Here is an 18,493-nt window from a genome sequence, read left to right as displayed (position 1 = left end):
CTTCCCACCCCGCACCACCTGGAGGCCGCAGTGGACGTCGCCATCCGCGACTGGCTACTCGACCAGCTCGGCAAAGACACCGACCTCGCCGACCTGGAAGCCCGCTACGCCCGCCTCGGCAAAGCCCGCGCCGTCGCCCTGACTGTCCTCCAGCAGCGCTGGAACGACCTCGTCGCGCAGCCAGCCGTCATCGGCGTCAGCTCCGTCGTCAGCCTCAACACCACCGCGAACCTCGCCGCCCTGGAACGCAAAATGGCCGAGCTCCGGGCCGACGGCGCGCCGCCCGCCCCCGACGAGCCCGCCGACACCAGCACCAGCAGCGACGACAGGTTCGGGATCATCCGGCTCGTAGAGCGGCGCCGCCGATGACCGCGCCCATCCAAGACCAGCGCACCCGCACCAGCCGCGAAGAACTCACCGCGCTCATCGCCGCCGGCGCCGCGCAGCTCACCACCGCCTGGTCCATCCTCCACACCAGCCAGCGCACCCTCCTCGCCCGCCTCGCCCAGATCCAGGGCGGCCGCACGGTGGGCGCCACCCAGCAGATCCGCACTGCACTGGTGGCGTTCAACGCAGACGTGGGGGAGTTCGACCGCCGCGCCCGCGCCTTCGTCGAACGCTGGGCCGCGCAGGACCTGCCCATCGCCTACCGCGACGGAGCCGTCCGCGCCCTCGAGCGCGCCGAAGCCAACCGGTCTCTCTTCACCTGGACCGCGAACCACCAGGCCGCCATCACCGGCCTGACCGCGCCGTTCTGGGGCGACCTCATCCGCCGCATCACCGAAGCCGTCCGCCGCGCGCAGGCCTTCGCCCGCGCCGCGCAGGACGCCGCCCGCAGCATCCTCGGCGTCCAGACGGAGCGGCTCCTCGAGGAGCACCCGCTCGACACGGTCATCTACTCCAACCAGGCCCGCCACCCCGTCCACGCCTGGGCCGCAGCCGCACTGTCCTGGCAGGGCGTCGTCACCGCCAACTCGGGAGCAATCAACACCGCCCGCGACGAGCTCAACGCCGAATGGATGCAGGTCCGGGACGGCCCAGAATGCGTGATGCCCGGCGGAAGATTCCTCCCGCACGGGCATCTGAAGCAGATGGTCAGGGCCTGGTTCTCAGGACCCGCCTATCGAATAGTGACGCGTACGCCGGTTGGTACGAATCTCTTGACCGTCGGGCCAAACCATCCGGTACTGACCGAACGCGGTTGGGTGCGTGCTCATCTTCTCCGCGAAGGAGATCAGCTTGTCTATGACAGGCTCGGCGAGGATGCGGCGACCCGTTCGGAACTTCACCTCGAACAGGTTCCAATGGTGGAGGACGTGTATGCGTCGCTCGTGAAGGCGTTCCCACTTTCCGTTCGCTCCGCCTCCCGTCACGATCTCCACCGCGACGGGGAATTCTGTAAGGGTGAAGTCGATGTTGTAACCGTCGCACGCAGTTTGCTGATCGAATCTGATGCCACGAGCGATCAGCATGGCGGCGAAAGCCACCTCGTGCGGCCCTACAGTGGTACGCCGAGTGTGGTTGGTACGTGCAGCTCGAGCCTTACTGTCGGCAGTAACGGGAACGCCACGTACAGCGGCATGGGCTGCCGTGGCACGTTCTTTCCTGGCGTCGGCCCCGGCGTTGGCATGCCACAGGCTAAGAGCCACGCCACGGGATCTGGTGATTCCGGAAGCCTTTACGATCCCGTACACCTGGCTGACGGTGAGCCCAAGGAGTTCGGCGATCTCCGACGGCTGGCGTCGGTCTTCGACGTAGAGGCGGCACACATCCTCACGAGGAAGGCGAGTGCGTCCCGCATGGGAGCACTCATAGCCGCAGAACCTCCCCTTGCTCTTGTAATGGGGATGGAAGGAAGTTCCGCAGACCTCGCAAGTAGCAATCACCTTGTCGGATCTGTCGTCGACCTTTCCCAACGATTCTCCCTTTCGCGAGTTGAGTCGATCTCTGCGCAGAGTTATGAGGGGTGGGTGTACGACGCCTCAACTAGTGGCGGCACTTTTACAATTGACGGTCTAATTGTAGCGAATTGCGGATGGGTCAATCACCCGGACACCGATCACGCCGACGGCACCCTGCGCTCACTCGACGAATGCGCCACCTACCCATCGGCGCACCACGGCTGTATCAGGGAGTTCTACCCCCGCCCCGACCTCACCGGCCGGACCGACATCGCGGACGGAGACCCGGCATGACGGAACAGACGCCCACCGCGCACGGCGTCCGCATCGACGCCCAGCCCGGCAGCGCCAGCATCCGCCTCGACGACACCGAAATCGGGCACGACGTCATCGGCTACACCCTCCAGCACGACGTCCACGGCGCCCTGCCGCAACTCGTCCTGCACACCCGGCAGCCGGCCGGCGTCGCCTTCGAGGGCCTCGCGCACGTCATGGTCGCCGACACCACACCGCCCGCCGAGACCATCCGCGCGTTCCTGCGGACCATCAACCCGGCCCAGCTGGAGCAGGCAGCCCTGGACAGCGACGACCTCGAGGACGAGCGCTACGCCCTCACCAGGGCGATGCTCGCCCAGCTCATGGACTGGGCCGAGGAGAGGGGAGGGGCCTGATGGCCGGCCTCGATGCCGCGCTGGCGGGCGCCGTCCGCTGGATCAACACCAACCTCCTGGTGGACACGGTCCGCATCACGCTGCCCGCCACCGGCGGGCCCGTCTACAACCCCGATACCGGACAGAACGAGTACCCCGAGCCCGTCGTCCTCTACGAGGGCCCCGGGGCGGTGCAGGGTGGCACCGCACAGTCCGAGATCAGCGCCACCCCCGACGCCGGCCAGATGTGGGTGCAGGAGACCAAGTCCCGCTACCGGCTGATGACGCCGCTCACGGCGCCGCTCGCTCCCAAGGACGCCATCGTCACGGTCGTCGGCGTCCACAACACCGCGAACACCGCGCTCCTCGGCCGGTCCTGGACCGCGCAGGACCCGGCCCGCGCCGCCACCACCGAAGTCGTCCGCATCACGCCGCTCGACCAGAACCAGGCAGCCCGGGAGGGCATGTGACGCCCGACCAGCTGGCCGCCCGCCTCGAGGCCGCCGCGCTACGCATCGGCCCCGCCGTCGCGCACGGTGTCGAGCACGCCGCCGAGCTCGGCCGCGCCCAGATCAAGGGCCACGCCTCCGGCCGCCCGGGGCCGAACGTCATCACCGGGCAGTACCGCAACAGCTGGCAGGTCGAGAAGCGGCACCTTCCGCACGGCGCGCAGTGCACCATCGGCACCGAAGAGCCCTACGGACGCCGCCTGGAATTCGGCTTCGTCGGCGCCGACAGCCTGGGAAGGGTCTACGCCCAGCCTCCCTTTGCCCACGTCCAGCCGTCACTGCCCGCGATGACGGCCGCGCTGCACCTCGGGATGATGTCTGCCGTCGCGGAGGTGCTGCGGTGATCGAACGCCGGACCGTCACCAACGCCCTCGCCGCGCTCCTCGGCACGGCCACCAGCCTCCCCGTCGGCCGCGGCGTCCTGCCGACCAGTGCCGCCAACGCCACCGCCTACTACGTCCTCACCCCCCTCGACTCGACGCTCAGCGGCGCACCGTACGCCGACATGAACGAAGACCTGTCCCTCGTCGTGCAGGTCACCAGCGTCTCCGCCCCGGACAAGACCCGTCCCGGCTCGGCCGGCACCCTCGAGCAGGCCGAGGGTCTCGCCGACAAGGCCCGCGCCGCGTTCCTCGCCCGCAACCCCACCACCGGACAGTGGACGAACCCCCTCACCGTGGCCGGCGCCGCGTGCGTGTGCCGGGAGCTGGAGATCGAGGTCGGGGCAATGAATGATCCCACCGATGGCATCATCAGCTATGTGCAGCGATTCAGGTTCGACCTGACGCCCGCCTGACGACTCGTCGGGCAAACCGCACCGCGGCGGCCCCTTTCGCGGACGCGCCACCCAGTGGCCGAACACCCACACATCACGTGAAGGGGCCACGACCGGCCCCGGGACAAGGGGCCCACCTCATGGCCAGGTTTTCCCGCAAGGGCGTAACGAAGATCCTCTTCGCCGAGACCATCACCTCCACCAGCTACCTCCCCACCCGCGCCGAAATCACCGGCGCCACCAAGCTCACCAAGGCCATCGCCGCCGTCGACGGGTTCTCCCTGGAAAACCAGGAGATCGAAACCCCCGACATGGAGTCCACGTTCGACTCCAAGATCCCCGGCTCCGACCAGGCCGCCGACTCGTCGCTGACGTTCTACGAGGACGACACCGACAGCGACCTCGAAGAGGCCCTCGCCAAGGGCACCGTCGGCTTCATCATCATCCTCCGCAAGGGCGACGTCCCCGCCAGCCTGTCCATGGACGTCTACCCGGTGCGCGTCGCCTCCCGCAGCTCGGAGATCACCGCCGACAACGAAGCCGCCAAGTGGATGGCGAAGTTCTCGATCACCGACACCCCGGTACAGGGCGCAGCCGTCCCGGCCGCCACCTGACCCACCCAGCCCCCGGCCGGCGCCCTCCGCTTTTGGGAAGGGGCGCCGCGGTGCCGGCCGGGCCACCTTCCCACTGGAGAACACCATGACCACCCCCCTGCCCCAGCCCCCCGCCGACGCCGTCGCCAAGGACGCCCACTGGGCCACCACCCTGGAACGGCTCCGCAACCGACAGCGCCCCACCGCCACCCTCACCATCTGCGACGACCGGGACGCCAAGACCGCCCTGGCCACCGCGCAGTACGAGCAGCGCAACGCCAAGCGCCTCGCCGAGGACGACACCTCACCCGACGCGAAGAAGACCCTCCGCGCCGCCGACGCCGCCGTCACCAAGGCGCAGGCCGCCGTCGACGCGACCTCCATCGTCCTGACGTTCCGGGCCCTGGAGCGCACCGCCCTCGACGCACTGAAGAAGGCACACCCGCCGACCGAGGAGCAGGCCGAGGACGGCTTCGAAATCAACACCGACACCCTCGGACCCGCCCTCGTCGCCGCCTCCAACCTCGACGGCATGACCGAGGATCAGGCACGCGAGTTCCTCGACACCTGGTCCGACGCCGAGGCCGGCGCCCTGTTCTCCACCGCCTGGAACGTGCAACTGGAGTCGCGCCTGGACCTGGGAAAAGACTGATCGCCGATGCCCGACTACGCGGCGAACTCGAACTGTGCGACCGGTGGGGCATCCCCCACTCCCAGTTCCGCGGCATCGGCGACGGCACCTGGACATCCCGCGACCGCGCAAAGGCTCTCGCCTACCGCGACTACCAACGCTCGGTGTGCTCGCAATGCGGCACCCGCGCCGAGGACTGGGACCAGGGCGGCGACGACGACACCGAGGACGCCTACGTCGCCATCACCCACCTGTGCATCGGCTGCCAGACCATCGCCGACAAACAGGACTCCCTCAAGACCGACGACTCCAGCAGCCACGGCAAGAAAGTCCTGCTCATCCCGGCATCGGTGCACGCCGCGACCGAAGCGATGAAGCAGCTCCACGCCAAGCAGCGCCGCAAGTTCGAAGACGACGAATAGAAAGGGGTGGGCCCGGTGGCGAACTGGAACTTGTCCGTTGACCTGCGGGGCAACGGCACGTCACTGGCCCGCGCCCTGCGCGAGTCCGCCACCCACGCCCGCACCCTCGACCAGTCCCTCACCCGCGCCCGCACCGGCGTCCGCGAGCTCGACACCGCCGCACGGTCCGCCCGCGGCAACCTCCGCTCCCTCGGCCGCGAAGCACGCACCGCAGCCCGCGACATCCAGCGCCTCGGCAACAACGCCCGCACCACCGCCCGCAACCTGGGCCGCTACGGCGACGCCGCCCGCACTGCACAGCGCAACATGGACCGCCTCGGCTCCAACAGCCGCAACGCGGCCCGGGACATCTCCCGTATGCGGAGCCAGCTGACCACCGCGGTCCGCGACCTGCAACGCTTGACCGCCGCCGCCCGCACTGCCGCTACCCAGACCGACCGGGTTGGCGCCCGCGGCGTCGCCTCCATGCGCCGCTTCGCCGGCGAGACCGGCCGCGCTCACGGCCAGCTCCGCAGCATGGCAGCGCTCCTGTCCGGCGGGGCGCTGGTCATGGGCCTGGGGGAGATGGTCAAGGAGGGCAACGAGTACCAGCAGCAGATGAACGCGTTCGGTGCTGTCACCGGCGCGACGCAGATGCAGATGAAACGCGCCGCGGCGACTGCGAACCAGCTCGGCAACGACCTGTCTCTGCCCGGCGCCACCGCAGGCGACGCCGCCGAGGCCATGGTCGAGCTCGCGAAGGCCGGCTTCCGCACCGATCAGGCCATCTCGGCGACCGGCGCATCCCTGCGCCTGGCCTCCGCAGCCCAGGTCAACGCCGCAGACAGCGCCAAGTACCTCGGCGACATCATGGACCAGTTCGGCATGGGAGCCGACCAGGCCTCCCGCGCCGCCGACACCCTCGCCTCCACCGCCAACGCCGCCTCCGGCGACATCAAGGACATCTACTATGCGATGAAATACGCCGGTCCGGTCGCGCACGGACTCGGCGTCAGCATCGAGGAGACCGCGTCCGCAGTCGGCATGCTCGGCAAGGCCGGCATCCTCGGCCAGACCGCCGGTACGACACTCCGCGGCATGATGGCCAACCTGGCTGCGCCCACCCCGCAGATGATCGAGGGCCTCAAGGCCATGGGCATCGAGGCGTGGGACGCATCCGGGCAGTTCAAGGGCCTGCGGTACGTCATCGACGGCCTGTCCAAGGCCCAGCACAACATGACGCAGCAGGATTTCGCGGCCGCCGTCAAGAAGTCCATGGGCAAGCCGGCGATGTCCGGCGCCATCGCTATGGCACACCAGGGCGTCGACTCCTTCGATGCGCTGATGGCCGCGGTCAAGAGCAGCGGCTCGGCTGCCGACATCGCCGCCGCCAAGGGCAAGGGCCTCGCCGGCGCCATGCTCGGCCTCAAGACCCAGGCCCGCCAGACCGGTCTCGCCATCTACCAGGGCATGGCCCCGGGAATCGAGTGGATGACCCGCGGCATCACCAAGGGCCTGTCCGCAGCCACCCCGAAGATCGAAAAATTCTTCCAGTACCTCAACTCCGCGGCCACCCTCTTCGGGCCGGAGATCGGGGTAGCACTGTCCAGCCGGTTCTCCGAAATCGGCAAGAGCGTCTCCGGAATAGCCAGGCCACTCAAGGACCTCGGCGAACACGCCCTCGCCCAGTTCCTGCACATCCTGCTATCCATCGGTGCCACAGCGAAGGAGATCTTCTCTAACTATCTCGACTACCTTAAGCCCGTCATTGCTGGCTTCTCCTCCCTCGCCAAGGGATCCTCCGGCCTCGCTACCGCGATCGACATCGCCACCATGGCTATCGACGCGATCCTCTCCACCCTTGGCTGGCTCTCCGGCATCCTCGGCCCCATCGGGCACGTCGTCGGCGGCATCGCCTCCGCTTTCGGCTCCCTCCCCGGCCCGGTGCAGGCCGGAGTCCTGGCGATGCTCGCGTTCCGTCGCGTCCAGGGCCCGCTCACCGGCGTCGCCAACACCATCCGCGGCCGCGTCACCGGAGCCTTCCAGTCCCTGTCCCAGCAGATGGCTGTCCAGCGCGGCCTCGCCGCGTCAGCCGGCCAGTCCCTGTCCCGCTACGGCGCCGCCTTCGCCGTCCTTGAAACCCGCGTCCCGGTCATCGGTCGGATGACCGGAGCGTTCCGGCAGGCAGCATCCCAGGCAACCGGGTTCACCGGCACACTTCGCGGGGTGGCCGCTGCCGCCGGCTCCGGCCTGCGATCCGCCATGGGCGGCCTCATGGGCGCGATGGGCGGTCCCTGGGGTCTGGCTATCGCTGGCGTCACCGTTGGCCTCGGCCTCCTCGCCTCTGCCCAGCAGAAAGCCGCAGCCGAGGCCGCTCAACACCAAACGGAGATCGACAACCTCACCTCGGCGTTGCGGGAGTCCAACGGGGCTGTCGACGAGTCCGTCCGAGCGCAGGCCGCCCAGACCATTCAAGGAGCGAAGCTCAAGGACATCAACGGGTCCCTCGCCGCAACGATGAAGACCGCGGGTTTCTCCCTTCGGGACGTCACCGATGCCTACCTCGACAGCGGCAACGGCATGGGCAAGCTCGCAGACAAGATGTGGCACCTGGCCGCCGCGCAAGCCAAGCTGTCCACGAGCAAGGGCCCGGACACCGATGCCGGCAAGAAGGCAGCGCAACTCTCCGTCGCGTACGGAAGCGCCGCAAACACCCTGAACGACCTGGCAGGAAACTTCAAAAAGGCGAGCTCGGCTCAGAAAGAGTTGAACGACGCCAAGAAGCTGGGCGGCGACGGAGTCTCCGCCTACGACCGTTTGAAAGAAGCGGTTGCAGACCTTGCCGACAAGACGGGTGACGCGGACTCCCGCACCCGGGCCCTGCGAGCGAGCCTCGACCTGCTCTCCGGCGGCAGCATCAACCTGCAAGCCGCGCAGGCCCGCGTCAACGAGGCGATCACGCAGGCCAACGACGCACTGACTGACGGTGTCAAGAAGAGCGACGGCTGGGGCAAGGCCCTGATCAGGGCAAACGGTCAGATCGACACGGCCACGAAGAACGGCCAGGGACTCTTCAACACCCTCAACAACATCGCCGACGGCTCATCGGACGCCGCCATCGCCGCCTACGACTTCGCCCAGTCGCAGGGCAAGAGCCTGCCTGACTCCCTGAAGGCATCCCAGGGGGAGATGCAGAAGGCCCGAGACGCGGCCATCAAGCTGGGTAGGGGCTACGGCCTGTCAGAAAAGCAGGCCGAGGGCGTCGCCAATGCGATGGGCCTCATCCCGGGCCAGGTATCGATCCTCCTCCAGACCAAGGGCGTCGACTCCACCCTCGCCGAGCTCCTGGCCGTCCAGGCCGAGTTCCAGCGGATGCCCAAGGCCACGAAGATCCGCGTCGACACGCTCTCCGAGGGCGCGAAGAAGAAGCTGGAAGACCTCGGCTTCACCATCAAGCTCATCCCGGGCACCCGGGAGTACGAGGTCATCGTCAAGGACAAGAAGGCGAAGGACCAGCTCCAGGACGTCATCGACCAGATGTCTGCCGTGCCCAGCGGCAAGGAAGTCAAGATGGATGCCGCCACGGTGGGGGCAGTAAAGGACCTTGAAGGGCTGAAGGCCAAGGTCGCCAGCGCACACGGCAAAACCATCACCATGCACGTCCCCACCGCCGAAGGACGTCGACAGCTCGAACTCCTGGGATTCAAGATCGTAAGCGTCCACGGCAAGACCGTGGTGGTCAGCGTCCCGACAACCTCGCAGAGCGCCCAACTCGCCTCCCTCCAGAGGCAGATCGATTCCCTGCGGGGAAGAATCATCACCAACACCGTCCGCACCGTCTTCGAAAAGGTCATACGCGGCGGAGGGACCTCCCAGGCCGCAAAGAACGCCGCCGAAACGGCGTGGCGGGCCGACGGCGGCATTGATGTCGCCCATTACGACAACGGCGGTCTCCGGGAAAGTCACATAGCGCAGATCGCACGCCCAGGAACCTGGCGCGTGTGGGCCGAGGACGAGACCGGCGGCGAGGCCTACATCCCGCTGGCCGTCTCCAAGCGCACCCGCTCCAGGGCAATCGCGGAGGAGACCGTGCGGCGCCTCGGCGGGAAGGGCGTCGCCTGGAACGCCGACGGCGGAGTGCACGTCCAGCAGTTCGACTCCGGCGGCTTCTCCTACACCCCCACCGGCACCATGAAGTCCGTCTCCGATGTGCAGTCCTCCTACGGTGACGCACACCAGTCGATCAGCAAGGACGACTACAACAAGGCGATCCGGGCCCGCGCCAACGCCGTGGACACGCTCCGCTCGGCCGAAGCCCGCCTCAACCAGGTCCGCCGCCACCGCCACACCCACGCCCAGCTGGTGAGCGCCGAAAACAGCGTCGCCAAGGCCCGCCGCTCCCTGGCCACCGCCACCGACAAGGCCCGCACCGCGGAGGCCCGCTACAAGAAGACGTTCTCCCTCAGCGACTGGAGCAAGACCCTCTCCTCCGCGGTGAAATCGAACGCCTCCTACGAAGCGAACCTCGCGAAGATCGCCTCCCGCGGGGGCTCCGACGTCATCGACCAACTCCGCGACATGGGCACAGAGGGCGCCTCCATGGTGTCCGCCCTCGCCAAGGCCTCCAAGTCCCAGTTCAACAGCATCGTCGCGAACCTGCGGAAGCTCGCCCCGCTCGCCAAGGCCACCCTCGCGGACTACACCAAGCAGCTCAACGCCTCCAACAAGACCAGCGGCACCTTCCAGGCGAACCTCGCGAAGCTCGCGGCCATGGGCTACGGCGACCTGGCCATGCAGCTCGCCGGGCAGGGTGACGACGCCGCACAGAAGATCGCAGCCGAGGCCGCCAAGTCCTCCAGCAAGGCGAAGGCCGCGAACGCCTCGGCGAAGACCGCCGCCAAGACCCTCACCAGCGAAGAGCTCGCGCAGCTCGTGCAGATCATCGCCGCGGTGAAATCGTCGAAGACCGGCATCCACGACGTGGCCAGCACGACCGGTCTTGGCGAGGACGACATCGTCGCCGTCGCCACCAAGGCCGCCACGCAGATCAAGAGCAGCCTCGGCTCCCGATCCACCCGGTTCCTCTCCGACCTCACCAAGGCCCAAAAAGGCCTCGCCTACGCAAACGGCGGCATCCGCCCCGGCATCTACGGCACCCGCGCCGGCGCCGTCACCTTCGCCGAGCCGGCCACCGGCGGCGAGGCGTACATCCCCCTCGGCGCCAACAAACGCGCCTCCGCCACCGCGGTCCTCGGCGACGTCGCCCACCGCTTCGGAGTCGGCCTCACCGACGCCAACGCCGGACGCGTCGTCGTCATCCGCGAACAGGGCCCCCTCGTCGGCGAGACCCACTTCCACGTCGCCGACCACGGCCGCTCCAAGGACCTGGCCCGCGACATCGAAGCCCGCAACGCCTACCAGCTGCGGCGCCTGGCCCGAGGAGGGGCAGCAGCCCGATGACCACACCCGTAGAGCTCGAAGACGGACAGCACCAGCTCGGCAGCCTCCTCATCGGCAAGGGCACCCCCGTCACCATCGCCGCGATCGAGGGCCTGGGCCAGCCACCCCTGCGCACCGGCGATGTGGAGCCTGCGGGGGAGGACGGCACGTGGCTCGGCATCGACTACTACGCGGGCCGCACCCTTCAGATCGACGCCGCCATCAAGGTGCCCGGCGACGCCACCACCGTCTGGGACGTCCTCGCCGCCCTGCAGGCCGACGCCGACACCCCCGCGGTGCGCGGCGCCGGCGGCACCACCATGGACCTCCGCCTCAAGTTCCCCGGCCGCGAGGCCCGCACCGTCCGCGGCCGCCTCCGCAAACTCGAACCGGACGTCACCCGCTACCGGCACGGCTGGGTGCCCTGTGACATCGAATTCCAGGCCGGCGACTACCTCTACTACGCAGACGAGCCCGCAACCACCAGCATCCCCCTCGGACTGCTCTCCACCGGCGGCCTCACCTTCCCCCTCGAGTTCCCCTTCGTCATCGAAGGCGACCCCGCGGCCGTCGGCCGCCCCGGCTACCTCGACGTCGCCGGCAACGCCCCCACCTGGCCCGTCCTGCGCATCGACGGCCCGTGCGCCAACCCGACCGTCACGCACGTCGCTTCCGGCCGGACGCTGACCGTCCAGACGACGCTCGCCGACGGGGAGTGGGTGGAGATCGACACCCGGCCCGGGTGGCGGACCGTCCTGCGCGAGAACGGCGGCGGCGCTGGGCTGACCCCACGCTCCCGCATCGACACCTTCGCCCTGACACCCGGCATCAACGAAATCCGGTGGACCGCCACCGACAACACCCTGACATCCAGCCTGGCCGTCACCTGGTGGCCTGCCTACAAGGCAATCTGAGGAGACCTGATGGCCCTGAACCCCACGCCGATCGCCACCACCGGCGCGACGCACACCGCCCAGCAGTTCCGCATGATGCTCCGCGACCTGGCCCGCGACAACGAGGGCGTCACCACGGGCCTAGACCTGAAGGTGTCGGCCTTGGGCACGCCCGGCGCCGGTGTGCAGATCAGCGACGGGTCCGCGGTCATCGCGGGCAAGGTCTCGTCCGTCCAGGGCTCGTACACGGCGTACAACATCGGCTCCGACACCGTCTCCATCTCAGCGACGGGCGGCTCGGCCCGCTCCGACATGCTGGTCCTGCGCGTGGAAGATCCCGACTACGAGGGGACCCGCGACCCTGCGGTGGACCCGATCGTGTTCTGGGAGGTCATCCCCAACGTCAGCAGCTCGGCGACGACAGTCCCAGCCGGCTACTCCGCCATCCCCCTGGCCCGCATCGACATACCGGCCTCCACCGCCACCATCACCAACGCCTACATCGTCGATCTGCGGAAAGTCGCCAACCCACGCCGCGACCGGTCCCTGTGGAACTACTTCGCCTCGAACCCCGCCGTGTACCTGTCCGGCACTTCGGAGACGTGGCAGAACTTCCCCACTGGCGCCCACTGGACCATCCCCGTCCCCGCCTGGGCAGCCAGCGTCAAAATCCTCCTGCACGCCGCCTGCATCGGCCTTGACACCGGCTACGCCTTCGGCGGCCTGACCTTCAACTTCGGTGGCAAAGAGGCAGCCCAGTGGGTGTCCATCGACGACAACCAGGGCACCGGCTTCCGCCGCAACTCCCTCCTCGTCGCCGACACCCTGTCCCTCACCGACACGGCCGGCGCGGCCCTGCGCGGCACCAACGTCACCCTCCAGGTCCGCATGCGCACCCGCTCCACGAACGCCGGCCACATCATCGTGGACGGCGCCACCACGTTCGTCGCCGACATCGAGTTCACCGAGGGCCGTCTCTGATGGGCCGGTGGCGTTACTGGGCCCAGCACGCCCTGACCGGCGCCGTGCTGCACCCTGCGCTGCCGTTGACGGGCGTCGAGTTCGGCCGGGAGCTCAACGGGCCCGGATCGTTCTCCGGCACCCTGTCCCCGCGCTGGCTGAAGTCCACCGGAAACTTCCTCCTGCCGAGCATCGCTCTTATCTACGCGGAGGCCGACGGGTTCATCCGCTGGGGCGGCCTCGTCTGGTCGCTGGAGGCCGAGGACCGCGAGCTGCGCGTCGAAGCCGCGGGCTGGTCCTCGTACCTGACGAAACGCCACGACCACCACGGGGAACTCCGCGGCCGCGGCCCCTACGTCAACCAGGACCCCTGCAAAATCATCCGGGACATCTGGGCGTACGCCCAGGAGCAGCCCGACGGCAACCTCGGCGTCGTCGTGGATGCGACGACCTCGAGCGCGAAGGCCGGCACGACCGCCGAGCCCTGGCACTCCTACTGGTACGAGGCCCCTTCTCTCGGGGATCACGTCGATGACCTGGTGGGGGAGGACGGCGCCCCGCAGTACACCAACGCCACCGAGTACCAGTCCAACGGCACCGTGAAGCGCCGCATCGTCCTCGGCTACCCGCGCCTCGGCGCCCGCCGCACCGACATCAGCTTCTCGACCGGCGTGAACGTCATCGAACCGCCCAAGCCGACCTACAACGGCGATGACTTCGCCACCACGATCATCGCCACCGGCTCCGGCGAGGGAACCGCGACCCGCTTCTGCGTCGACACGGTCCGCGACGGCGGCCTGCGCATGGAGACCGTCCTCCAGCTGCCCACCGTCAACGGCACCGACGCCCTCGGCCGGCGCGCGGCCGCCGAGCGACGCCGCCGCCAGATCATGGGCGACATCGACTCCATCACCGTCCGCGACCACCCCAACGCGCCACTCGGCTCCTGGCAGATCGGCGACGACGTGTACGTCTCCGTCCACAACGACTGGGCGGACTGGTCCGGCTGGTGCCGTATCACCGCCGAGTCCTACAAGCCCAGCGACGCCCCCGACCAGGCCATCCTCACCCTGGCCCGCGCCGACTCCTTCCACTACGGCTCCCCGGAGGTGGCCTGACATGTACGACCGGTCTGTACCCGGCGAGCTCAACCGCATCAAGCGGCAGATCCAGCAGATCGCCAAGGGCCAGCGCATCGCGCACGGCGCCAGCATCGAGAACGCCGCGGTGGAGGTCCGCGACGACACCGGCAGCCTGCGCGCCATCTACGGGCAGCAGGCCGACGGCACCTCCGGCATCCAGGTCGTCAACGGCCCGCCACCACCCGCACCGTCCTCCCCGATCGTGGCGTCCGTCCTGGGCGGGGTCACCGTTTCGTGGGACGGCACATTCGCCGACGACGCGGTGATCCCCCTGGACTGGGCCCGGATCGAGGTCCACGCCTCCGCCAGCCCCGGCTTCACGCCGACCGCGGCGACGCTACAGTCCACGATCGAGACGGCGCAGGGCGCCACCGTCGTCGTAGTGACGGACGACCCGGTGTACGTGCAACTGCTGGCCCGCAACACGTCCGGCGCCGCCTCACCCCCCTCCGTCGAGGCGGGGCCGTTCGGGCCGACGCCGGTGGTGGCCGACGACCTCGTGGACGGCATCGTCACCGAAGTGAAGCTCGCGAACGACGCGGTCACCGCAGCGAAAATCGCAGCAAACGCCGTAGGCACCACCGAGATCTCCGATGACGCCGTCACCACGCAGAAGATCGTGGCAGGGGCGATCCTCGCCGGGCAGATAGCCGCCGGAGCCGTCCTCACCGACAAGCTCGCCGCGGAAGCCGTCACCGCAGCGAAAATCGCCTCCCTGGCCATCACCACCGACAAGCTCGACGCCAACGCCGTCACCACCGCGAAGCTGTCCGCCGGATCGGTGGACGCAACCGCCCTCAAAGCCGACGCCATCACCGGCAAGACGATCACCGGCGGCACCATCACCGGTACGGACATCATCGGCTCCACCGTCACCGGCGGCGTCCTCCAGACCAACACGTCCGGTTCCCGCGTCGTCGTCACCCCCACCCCTCCCGCCGGGATCTCCTCCCGCCCCTCCGCGCTCCTCTACTCCGGAATAACCGGTGAAATATTCCCAGCCATCCTCAACGCCGGGCCCAGCCCACTCGACTCATCTCAGGCCCTGATGAACCTCGGAGCCCCCTGCACCTCACAGGACAGCTCCGGGAACGCAACCCTCGCAGCCCTATCGCTCAGCTCCCCAAGGCCCGGCTTCTCCCCAGGGCGGTTCCTCCTCGTCAGCAACAGCCCAACCAGCACCAGCGAGACCGGATACGCGGCGATCGACGCCACATCAGCCGCAACCACGGCAGGCACATCCACCCTCACCCTCTACGCCCACGACGGCAGCAGCACAGCAAAGCAATCCACCGTTGCTGTCACGGGAGACCACGTAACCATCACCGCAAACGGATCAGCGCACACCCTGAGCTCAACTGGCCTCGCCGTTACCGGCTCCATCTCCGCCCGGAATGTGCCCTCGATCGTCTACAAGACCACCTCCACAGACCGCGCCTCCACCACCACCCTTGCCGACGACCCCGACCTCGTCGGAACGTTCATCGCGGGCGACACTTACCTCGTCGAGCTCCACCTGCTCATTGGCGCCGGAACCACCGGCCTGATGACCACCGCCTGGAAAGTCCCCTCCGGCGCCACGGGGCTCAAGGCAGTGCACGGTCCTTCATCCGTCGCCGCGGGCACCGACACCCTCACCAACGCAGCCGACAACATCACGGCCAGGATGGGGGCGCACGCCTTCACCACCACCACCACCTACGGACGCCGCAACGCCAACAGCAATCTGCTCTACGTCATCGAGACCGGCATCGTCACCATGGGAGCGACCACAGGAACTTTCGCCCTCCAGTGGGCACAGTCAGCCTCGTCCGCAACCGCTACCCGCATGGGCGTGGGCTCCTGGGTGAGATTCACCCGCCTCAACCCCTGACACGGCAGGGGCAATGCCGGGGCTGATCGCCCGTACTCTCATCAGTAGGCGACCCTCCGCCGCACCCCGAGGGACTGACCGCAGGCCAACGGCCATGCCCAGTCAGACACCACCATCAGCTCAGGCGCGGGGAGTGCAGGAGCTCGGGGAGTTGCCCGACCTCGACGTGCAGCAGTACGAAGTGACGCCCCAGCTCGGGCGCCACAAGGTGCTGGACCCCCGCAGCCTCGCCTATCGCCGCCCGTACACCGGCGAGACCATCCGCACGGTGGAGTGGGCACCCAGGGTGCCGGTACTGGACCAGCAGGACCTCCTCGCACAGGGCATCAAGACCAGCGACATGTTCGTCGGCGTACAGGACGTGGACGCCCTCGGATCCTGCACCGCCAACGCCGCCACCGCATGCCTGTCCGTCCTCCTCACCGCCGACGCCTGCGCCGCCGCCGGCCTTGACACCACCGACCCGGTCGCCGCCGAGCGGTTCGCCATCCAGCTGTACGCCGACGCCACCACCGCCGACGAATGGCTCGACTACACCTGGCCATCGGACGACTGCGGCTCCTCCGGCCTCGGCGTCGCCAAGGCCCTGCGCCGCCGCGGACTCATCGACCAGTACGGCCACGCCACCACGGCCGAGGAGCTGTGCATGCTCCTCCAGACCGGGCCCGTCCTCATGGGCATGCCCTGGCGCCAGGCGTTCTTCGAGCCCGTCTCCAGCGCCGCCCTCCTCGACGAGATCCCCAACTGGGACTCCTCACCAGTCGCCGGCGGCCACGAGGTCTGCATCACCGCGCTGGAGTCCGTCGCCGAAGTCGAAGGCGACTTCTCGTACGAGCACACCATCCTCCGCGTGCGCAACAGCTGGGGCCCCTCCTGGGGCGACGCCGGCAGCTTCCGCATGTCCCTCGCCGTCTACCAGCAGCTGCGAAGCGAGATCGACCTAGTCCAGCCCCGCCTCGACAGGACCAGCCAATGACCGAGTACCACGTCGCGGTCGACCACCTCGACCCCGAGACCAACCAGCTCACCACCACCTACCTCGGCACCGTCGACCAGGCGCACGTGGACGAGGTCCGCGCCATCGCCGCCCTCGACGACAGCCCACGGTTCGTCAAGGAGCACCGCCAGCAGGGGGCGTTCTGCGTCCTGCGCGAGGACGGCGACCTGGACGTATACGTGCCGACCGACGCCGCACCGTTCGAGGTGCGCCAGCCCGACCCCGGCCCCGTCGAGGCGGACATGCCGCGGCAGGCGTCCGGCCCGGCGTACATCTCCGGCGCCACGAAGCTCGGCGACCAGTCCATCGGCGGCGCGATGGACCACCCCGAGAGCGGGGCCCGCTTCACGTGGCACACCACCGAGTCCCCGGCCGGCGGCAGCTACCTCACGTCGATCGGCGCCTACCTGATCCGTGTGGGCGCCGAGCCGCAGGTCATCTACGACCCCGACACCGACAAGATCGGGCAGTTCGGTCCGCTCAACCAGTCCGGCCGCGCGCTGAAGAACGACGGGGCCCGCCGCACGAACCGCGAGGGCAAGGTCAACATCCAGGTCGAGGTCCTCGGCCGCGCCGCCTCCCCGTGGACGAACGGCTTCGATCCGGAGAAGAAGCCGAACTTCCAGCGGCTGCTCGCTGCGGGCCGGGCCTGGGGCATCCCCGACACCTGGCCCGCGGGCAAGCCGCCGGCCTACCCGAGCGGCAGTTCCTCCCGGTCCCGGTCCACCTGGCAGTCGAAGGCCGGGCACTACGGCCACTCTCAGGTCCCTGGCAATGATCACGGCGATCCGGGAGCTATCGACACCGCCAAGGTCCCGGGCAAGGCGACCGGCGGCGGCGACTCCGGCGGCTCGCCGGACACCGGCTCCAGCACGACGACGTACACGGTGAAGAAGGGCGACACGCTCTCCTCCATCGCCGCCAAGTACAAGACCACCGTCGCCAAGCTCGTATCCCTCAACGGCCTCAAGGACGCCGACAAGATCAGCGTCGGGCAGAAGCTGAAGGTCCCGGGCGCCGCGTCAAAGCCCAACACCCCGACCTACGAGCCGTTCCCCGGCAGCAACTTCTTCCACGGCGGCCGACACAGCCCGATCATCACCGCGATGGGGCGTCGCCTCGTCGCAGAGGGATGCGGCAAGTACAGCAACGGTCCGGGCCCGGACTGGACGAATTCCGACAAGAACAGCTATGCCGCCTGGCAGCGCAAGCTGGGCTACTCCGGCTCGGATGCTGACGGAGTGCCGGGCGAGAAGTCCTGGACGGCTCTCAAGGTCCCGAAGGTCTGACCCCCTCCAACCCACCCCTAGCCATCGGAGAATCATCGTGAAGCTCTTCGGCCGTGAACCGGCACTCATCCTCAGCTTTGTCGCCATCGTCGTGAAGGTCGTGTCTGCGTTCGCCATCGAGGTGACCGCCGAGCAGCAGGCCTGGATCAACGCCGTCGCGGCCGCGGCCGTCGGCCTGATCCTCGCCGTCATGGCCCACGACGCGGTCGGCGCGGCCGTCCTCGGCTTCGTCCAGGCCGTCGTCGCCCTCGCGGTGGGCTTCGGCCTCGACTGGTCCGCTGACAAGCAGGCCGTGTTCATGTCCCTCGCCGCCGCTGTGGTCGCCATGTTCGACCGCACGCAGGTCACCGCCCCGGTGTCCGCGGCCGAGGTCAGGCGCCCCGCCGCTGTCCGAGGCGTCTGATGCCGCGGCGGCTCCCCTCTGCCCTGCCGACTGCTGC

General features: G+C 68.8%; 16 protein-coding genes and 1 pseudogene. All 17 read left to right on the top strand.

Annotation, left to right across the window (positions count from 1 at the left end; genetic code table 11):
• Positions 1-30 precede the first annotated feature (30 nt).
• The 17 genes and pseudogenes from AB0411_RS33615 to AB0411_RS33535 all read left to right on the top strand — a co-directional run bounded on the left by AB0411_RS33615 (position 31) and on the right by AB0411_RS33535 (position 18,456).
• Positions 31-369: a hypothetical protein gene (locus tag AB0411_RS33615; RefSeq protein ID WP_366421027.1), complete on the top strand. Its 339-nt coding sequence runs from the start codon at positions 31-33 to the stop codon at positions 367-369.
• Positions 366-2,195 carry a hypothetical protein gene (locus AB0411_RS33610; RefSeq protein ID WP_366421026.1) on the top strand — a complete coding sequence of 610 codons (1,830 nt, stop codon included), beginning with the start codon at positions 366-368 and terminating at the stop codon, positions 2,193-2,195. Before AB0411_RS33615 ends, AB0411_RS33610 begins: the two co-directional genes overlap by 4 nt.
• Positions 2,192-2,572 (top strand): hypothetical protein, encoded by a 381-nt coding sequence (locus AB0411_RS33605; RefSeq protein ID WP_366421025.1) that lies wholly within the window; start codon positions 2,192-2,194, stop codon positions 2,570-2,572. The genes AB0411_RS33610 and AB0411_RS33605 overlap by 4 nt, the downstream gene beginning before the upstream one ends.
• Entirely contained in the window at positions 2,572-3,021 is a 450-nt protein-coding gene (locus AB0411_RS33600) for a DUF6093 family protein (RefSeq protein ID WP_366421024.1), read from the top strand. Before AB0411_RS33605 ends, AB0411_RS33600 begins: the two co-directional genes overlap by 1 nt.
• The gene (locus tag AB0411_RS33595) at positions 3,018-3,404 is read left to right on the top strand and encodes an HK97 gp10 family phage protein (protein ID WP_366421023.1); all 387 of its coding nucleotides are present in this window, start codon (positions 3,018-3,020) and stop codon (positions 3,402-3,404) included. The genes AB0411_RS33600 and AB0411_RS33595 overlap by 4 nt, the downstream gene beginning before the upstream one ends.
• Positions 3,401-3,856 (top strand): hypothetical protein, encoded by a 456-nt coding sequence (locus AB0411_RS33590; RefSeq protein WP_366421022.1) that lies wholly within the window; start codon positions 3,401-3,403, stop codon positions 3,854-3,856. Before AB0411_RS33595 ends, AB0411_RS33590 begins: the two co-directional genes overlap by 4 nt.
• 119 nt (positions 3,857-3,975) lie before the next feature.
• On the top strand, positions 3,976-4,449 hold the full coding sequence (locus AB0411_RS33585) for a hypothetical protein (RefSeq protein ID WP_366421021.1): 474 nt from the start codon (positions 3,976-3,978) through the stop codon (positions 4,447-4,449).
• An 85-nt stretch (positions 4,450-4,534) separates the two neighbouring features.
• Entirely contained in the window at positions 4,535-5,080 is a 546-nt protein-coding gene (locus tag AB0411_RS33580; RefSeq protein WP_366421020.1) for a hypothetical protein, read from the top strand.
• Positions 5,081-5,223: 143 nt separating this feature from the next.
• Positions 5,224-5,481, top strand: coding sequence for a hypothetical protein (locus AB0411_RS33575; RefSeq protein WP_366421019.1), 258 nt, complete (start codon positions 5,224-5,226; stop codon positions 5,479-5,481).
• 15 nt (positions 5,482-5,496) lie between these two features.
• Positions 5,497-10,920, top strand: a complete 5,424-nt coding sequence (locus tag AB0411_RS33570; protein WP_366421018.1) for a phage tail tape measure protein — start codon at positions 5,497-5,499, stop codon at positions 10,918-10,920.
• The gene (locus AB0411_RS33565) at positions 10,917-11,813 is read left to right on the top strand and encodes a phage distal tail protein (RefSeq protein ID WP_366421017.1); all 897 of its coding nucleotides are present in this window, start codon (positions 10,917-10,919) and stop codon (positions 11,811-11,813) included. Before AB0411_RS33570 ends, AB0411_RS33565 begins: the two co-directional genes overlap by 4 nt.
• 9 nt (positions 11,814-11,822) lie before the next feature.
• Positions 11,823-12,773, top strand: a complete 951-nt coding sequence (locus AB0411_RS33560; protein WP_366421016.1) for a hypothetical protein — start codon at positions 11,823-11,825, stop codon at positions 12,771-12,773.
• Positions 12,773-13,870 (top strand): hypothetical protein, encoded by a 1,098-nt coding sequence (locus AB0411_RS33555; protein ID WP_366421015.1) that lies wholly within the window; start codon positions 12,773-12,775, stop codon positions 13,868-13,870. Before AB0411_RS33560 ends, AB0411_RS33555 begins: the two co-directional genes overlap by 1 nt.
• A 1-nt stretch (position 13,871) precedes the next feature.
• A complete protein-coding gene (locus AB0411_RS33550) occupies positions 13,872-15,767 on the top strand; it encodes a hypothetical protein (protein WP_366421014.1) in 1,896 nt (631 codons plus the stop codon).
• Between the two features lie 133 nt (positions 15,768-15,900).
• Positions 15,901-16,743, top strand: coding sequence for a hypothetical protein (locus tag AB0411_RS33545; RefSeq protein WP_366421013.1), 843 nt, complete (start codon positions 15,901-15,903; stop codon positions 16,741-16,743).
• Positions 16,744-17,792: 1,049 nt separating this feature from the next.
• A pseudogene (locus AB0411_RS38180) lies at positions 17,793-18,053 on the top strand (peptidoglycan-binding protein); the annotation flags it as partial.
• Positions 18,054-18,090: 37 nt separating this feature from the next.
• Positions 18,091-18,456, top strand: a complete 366-nt coding sequence (locus tag AB0411_RS33535) for a hypothetical protein (RefSeq protein WP_366421011.1) — start codon at positions 18,091-18,093, stop codon at positions 18,454-18,456.
• Positions 18,457-18,493: the final 37 nt, after the last annotated feature.

The sequence above is a fragment of the Streptomyces angustmyceticus genome (assembly GCF_040701845.1).
GTDB lineage: Bacteria > Actinomycetota > Actinomycetes > Streptomycetales > Streptomycetaceae > Streptomyces > Streptomyces angustmyceticus_A.
Note: the sequence above shows the minus strand (reverse complement) of the source record. Positions and strands in the feature narration are given on the sequence as shown.

What these genes read in the sequence shown, in the direction of transcription:
- AB0411_RS33610 (WP_366421026.1), top strand. Translation starts at nt 366, where the DNA reads ATGACCGCGCCCATCCAAGACCAGCGCACCCGCACCAGCCGCGAAGAA.
- AB0411_RS33605 (WP_366421025.1), top strand. Translation starts at nt 2,192, where the DNA reads ATGACGGAACAGACGCCCACCGCGCACGGCGTCCGCATCGACGCCCAG.
- AB0411_RS33600 (WP_366421024.1), top strand. Translation starts at nt 2,572, where the DNA reads ATGGCCGGCCTCGATGCCGCGCTGGCGGGCGCCGTCCGCTGGATCAAC.
- AB0411_RS33585 (WP_366421021.1), top strand. Translation starts at nt 3,976, where the DNA reads ATGGCCAGGTTTTCCCGCAAGGGCGTAACGAAGATCCTCTTCGCCGAG.
- AB0411_RS33580 (WP_366421020.1), top strand. Translation starts at nt 4,535, where the DNA reads ATGACCACCCCCCTGCCCCAGCCCCCCGCCGACGCCGTCGCCAAGGAC.
- AB0411_RS33565 (WP_366421017.1), top strand. Translation starts at nt 10,917, where the DNA reads ATGACCACACCCGTAGAGCTCGAAGACGGACAGCACCAGCTCGGCAGC.
- AB0411_RS33560 (WP_366421016.1), top strand. Translation starts at nt 11,823, where the DNA reads ATGGCCCTGAACCCCACGCCGATCGCCACCACCGGCGCGACGCACACC.
- AB0411_RS33555 (WP_366421015.1), top strand. Translation starts at nt 12,773, where the DNA reads ATGGGCCGGTGGCGTTACTGGGCCCAGCACGCCCTGACCGGCGCCGTG.
- AB0411_RS33550 (WP_366421014.1), top strand. Translation starts at nt 13,872, where the DNA reads ATGTACGACCGGTCTGTACCCGGCGAGCTCAACCGCATCAAGCGGCAG.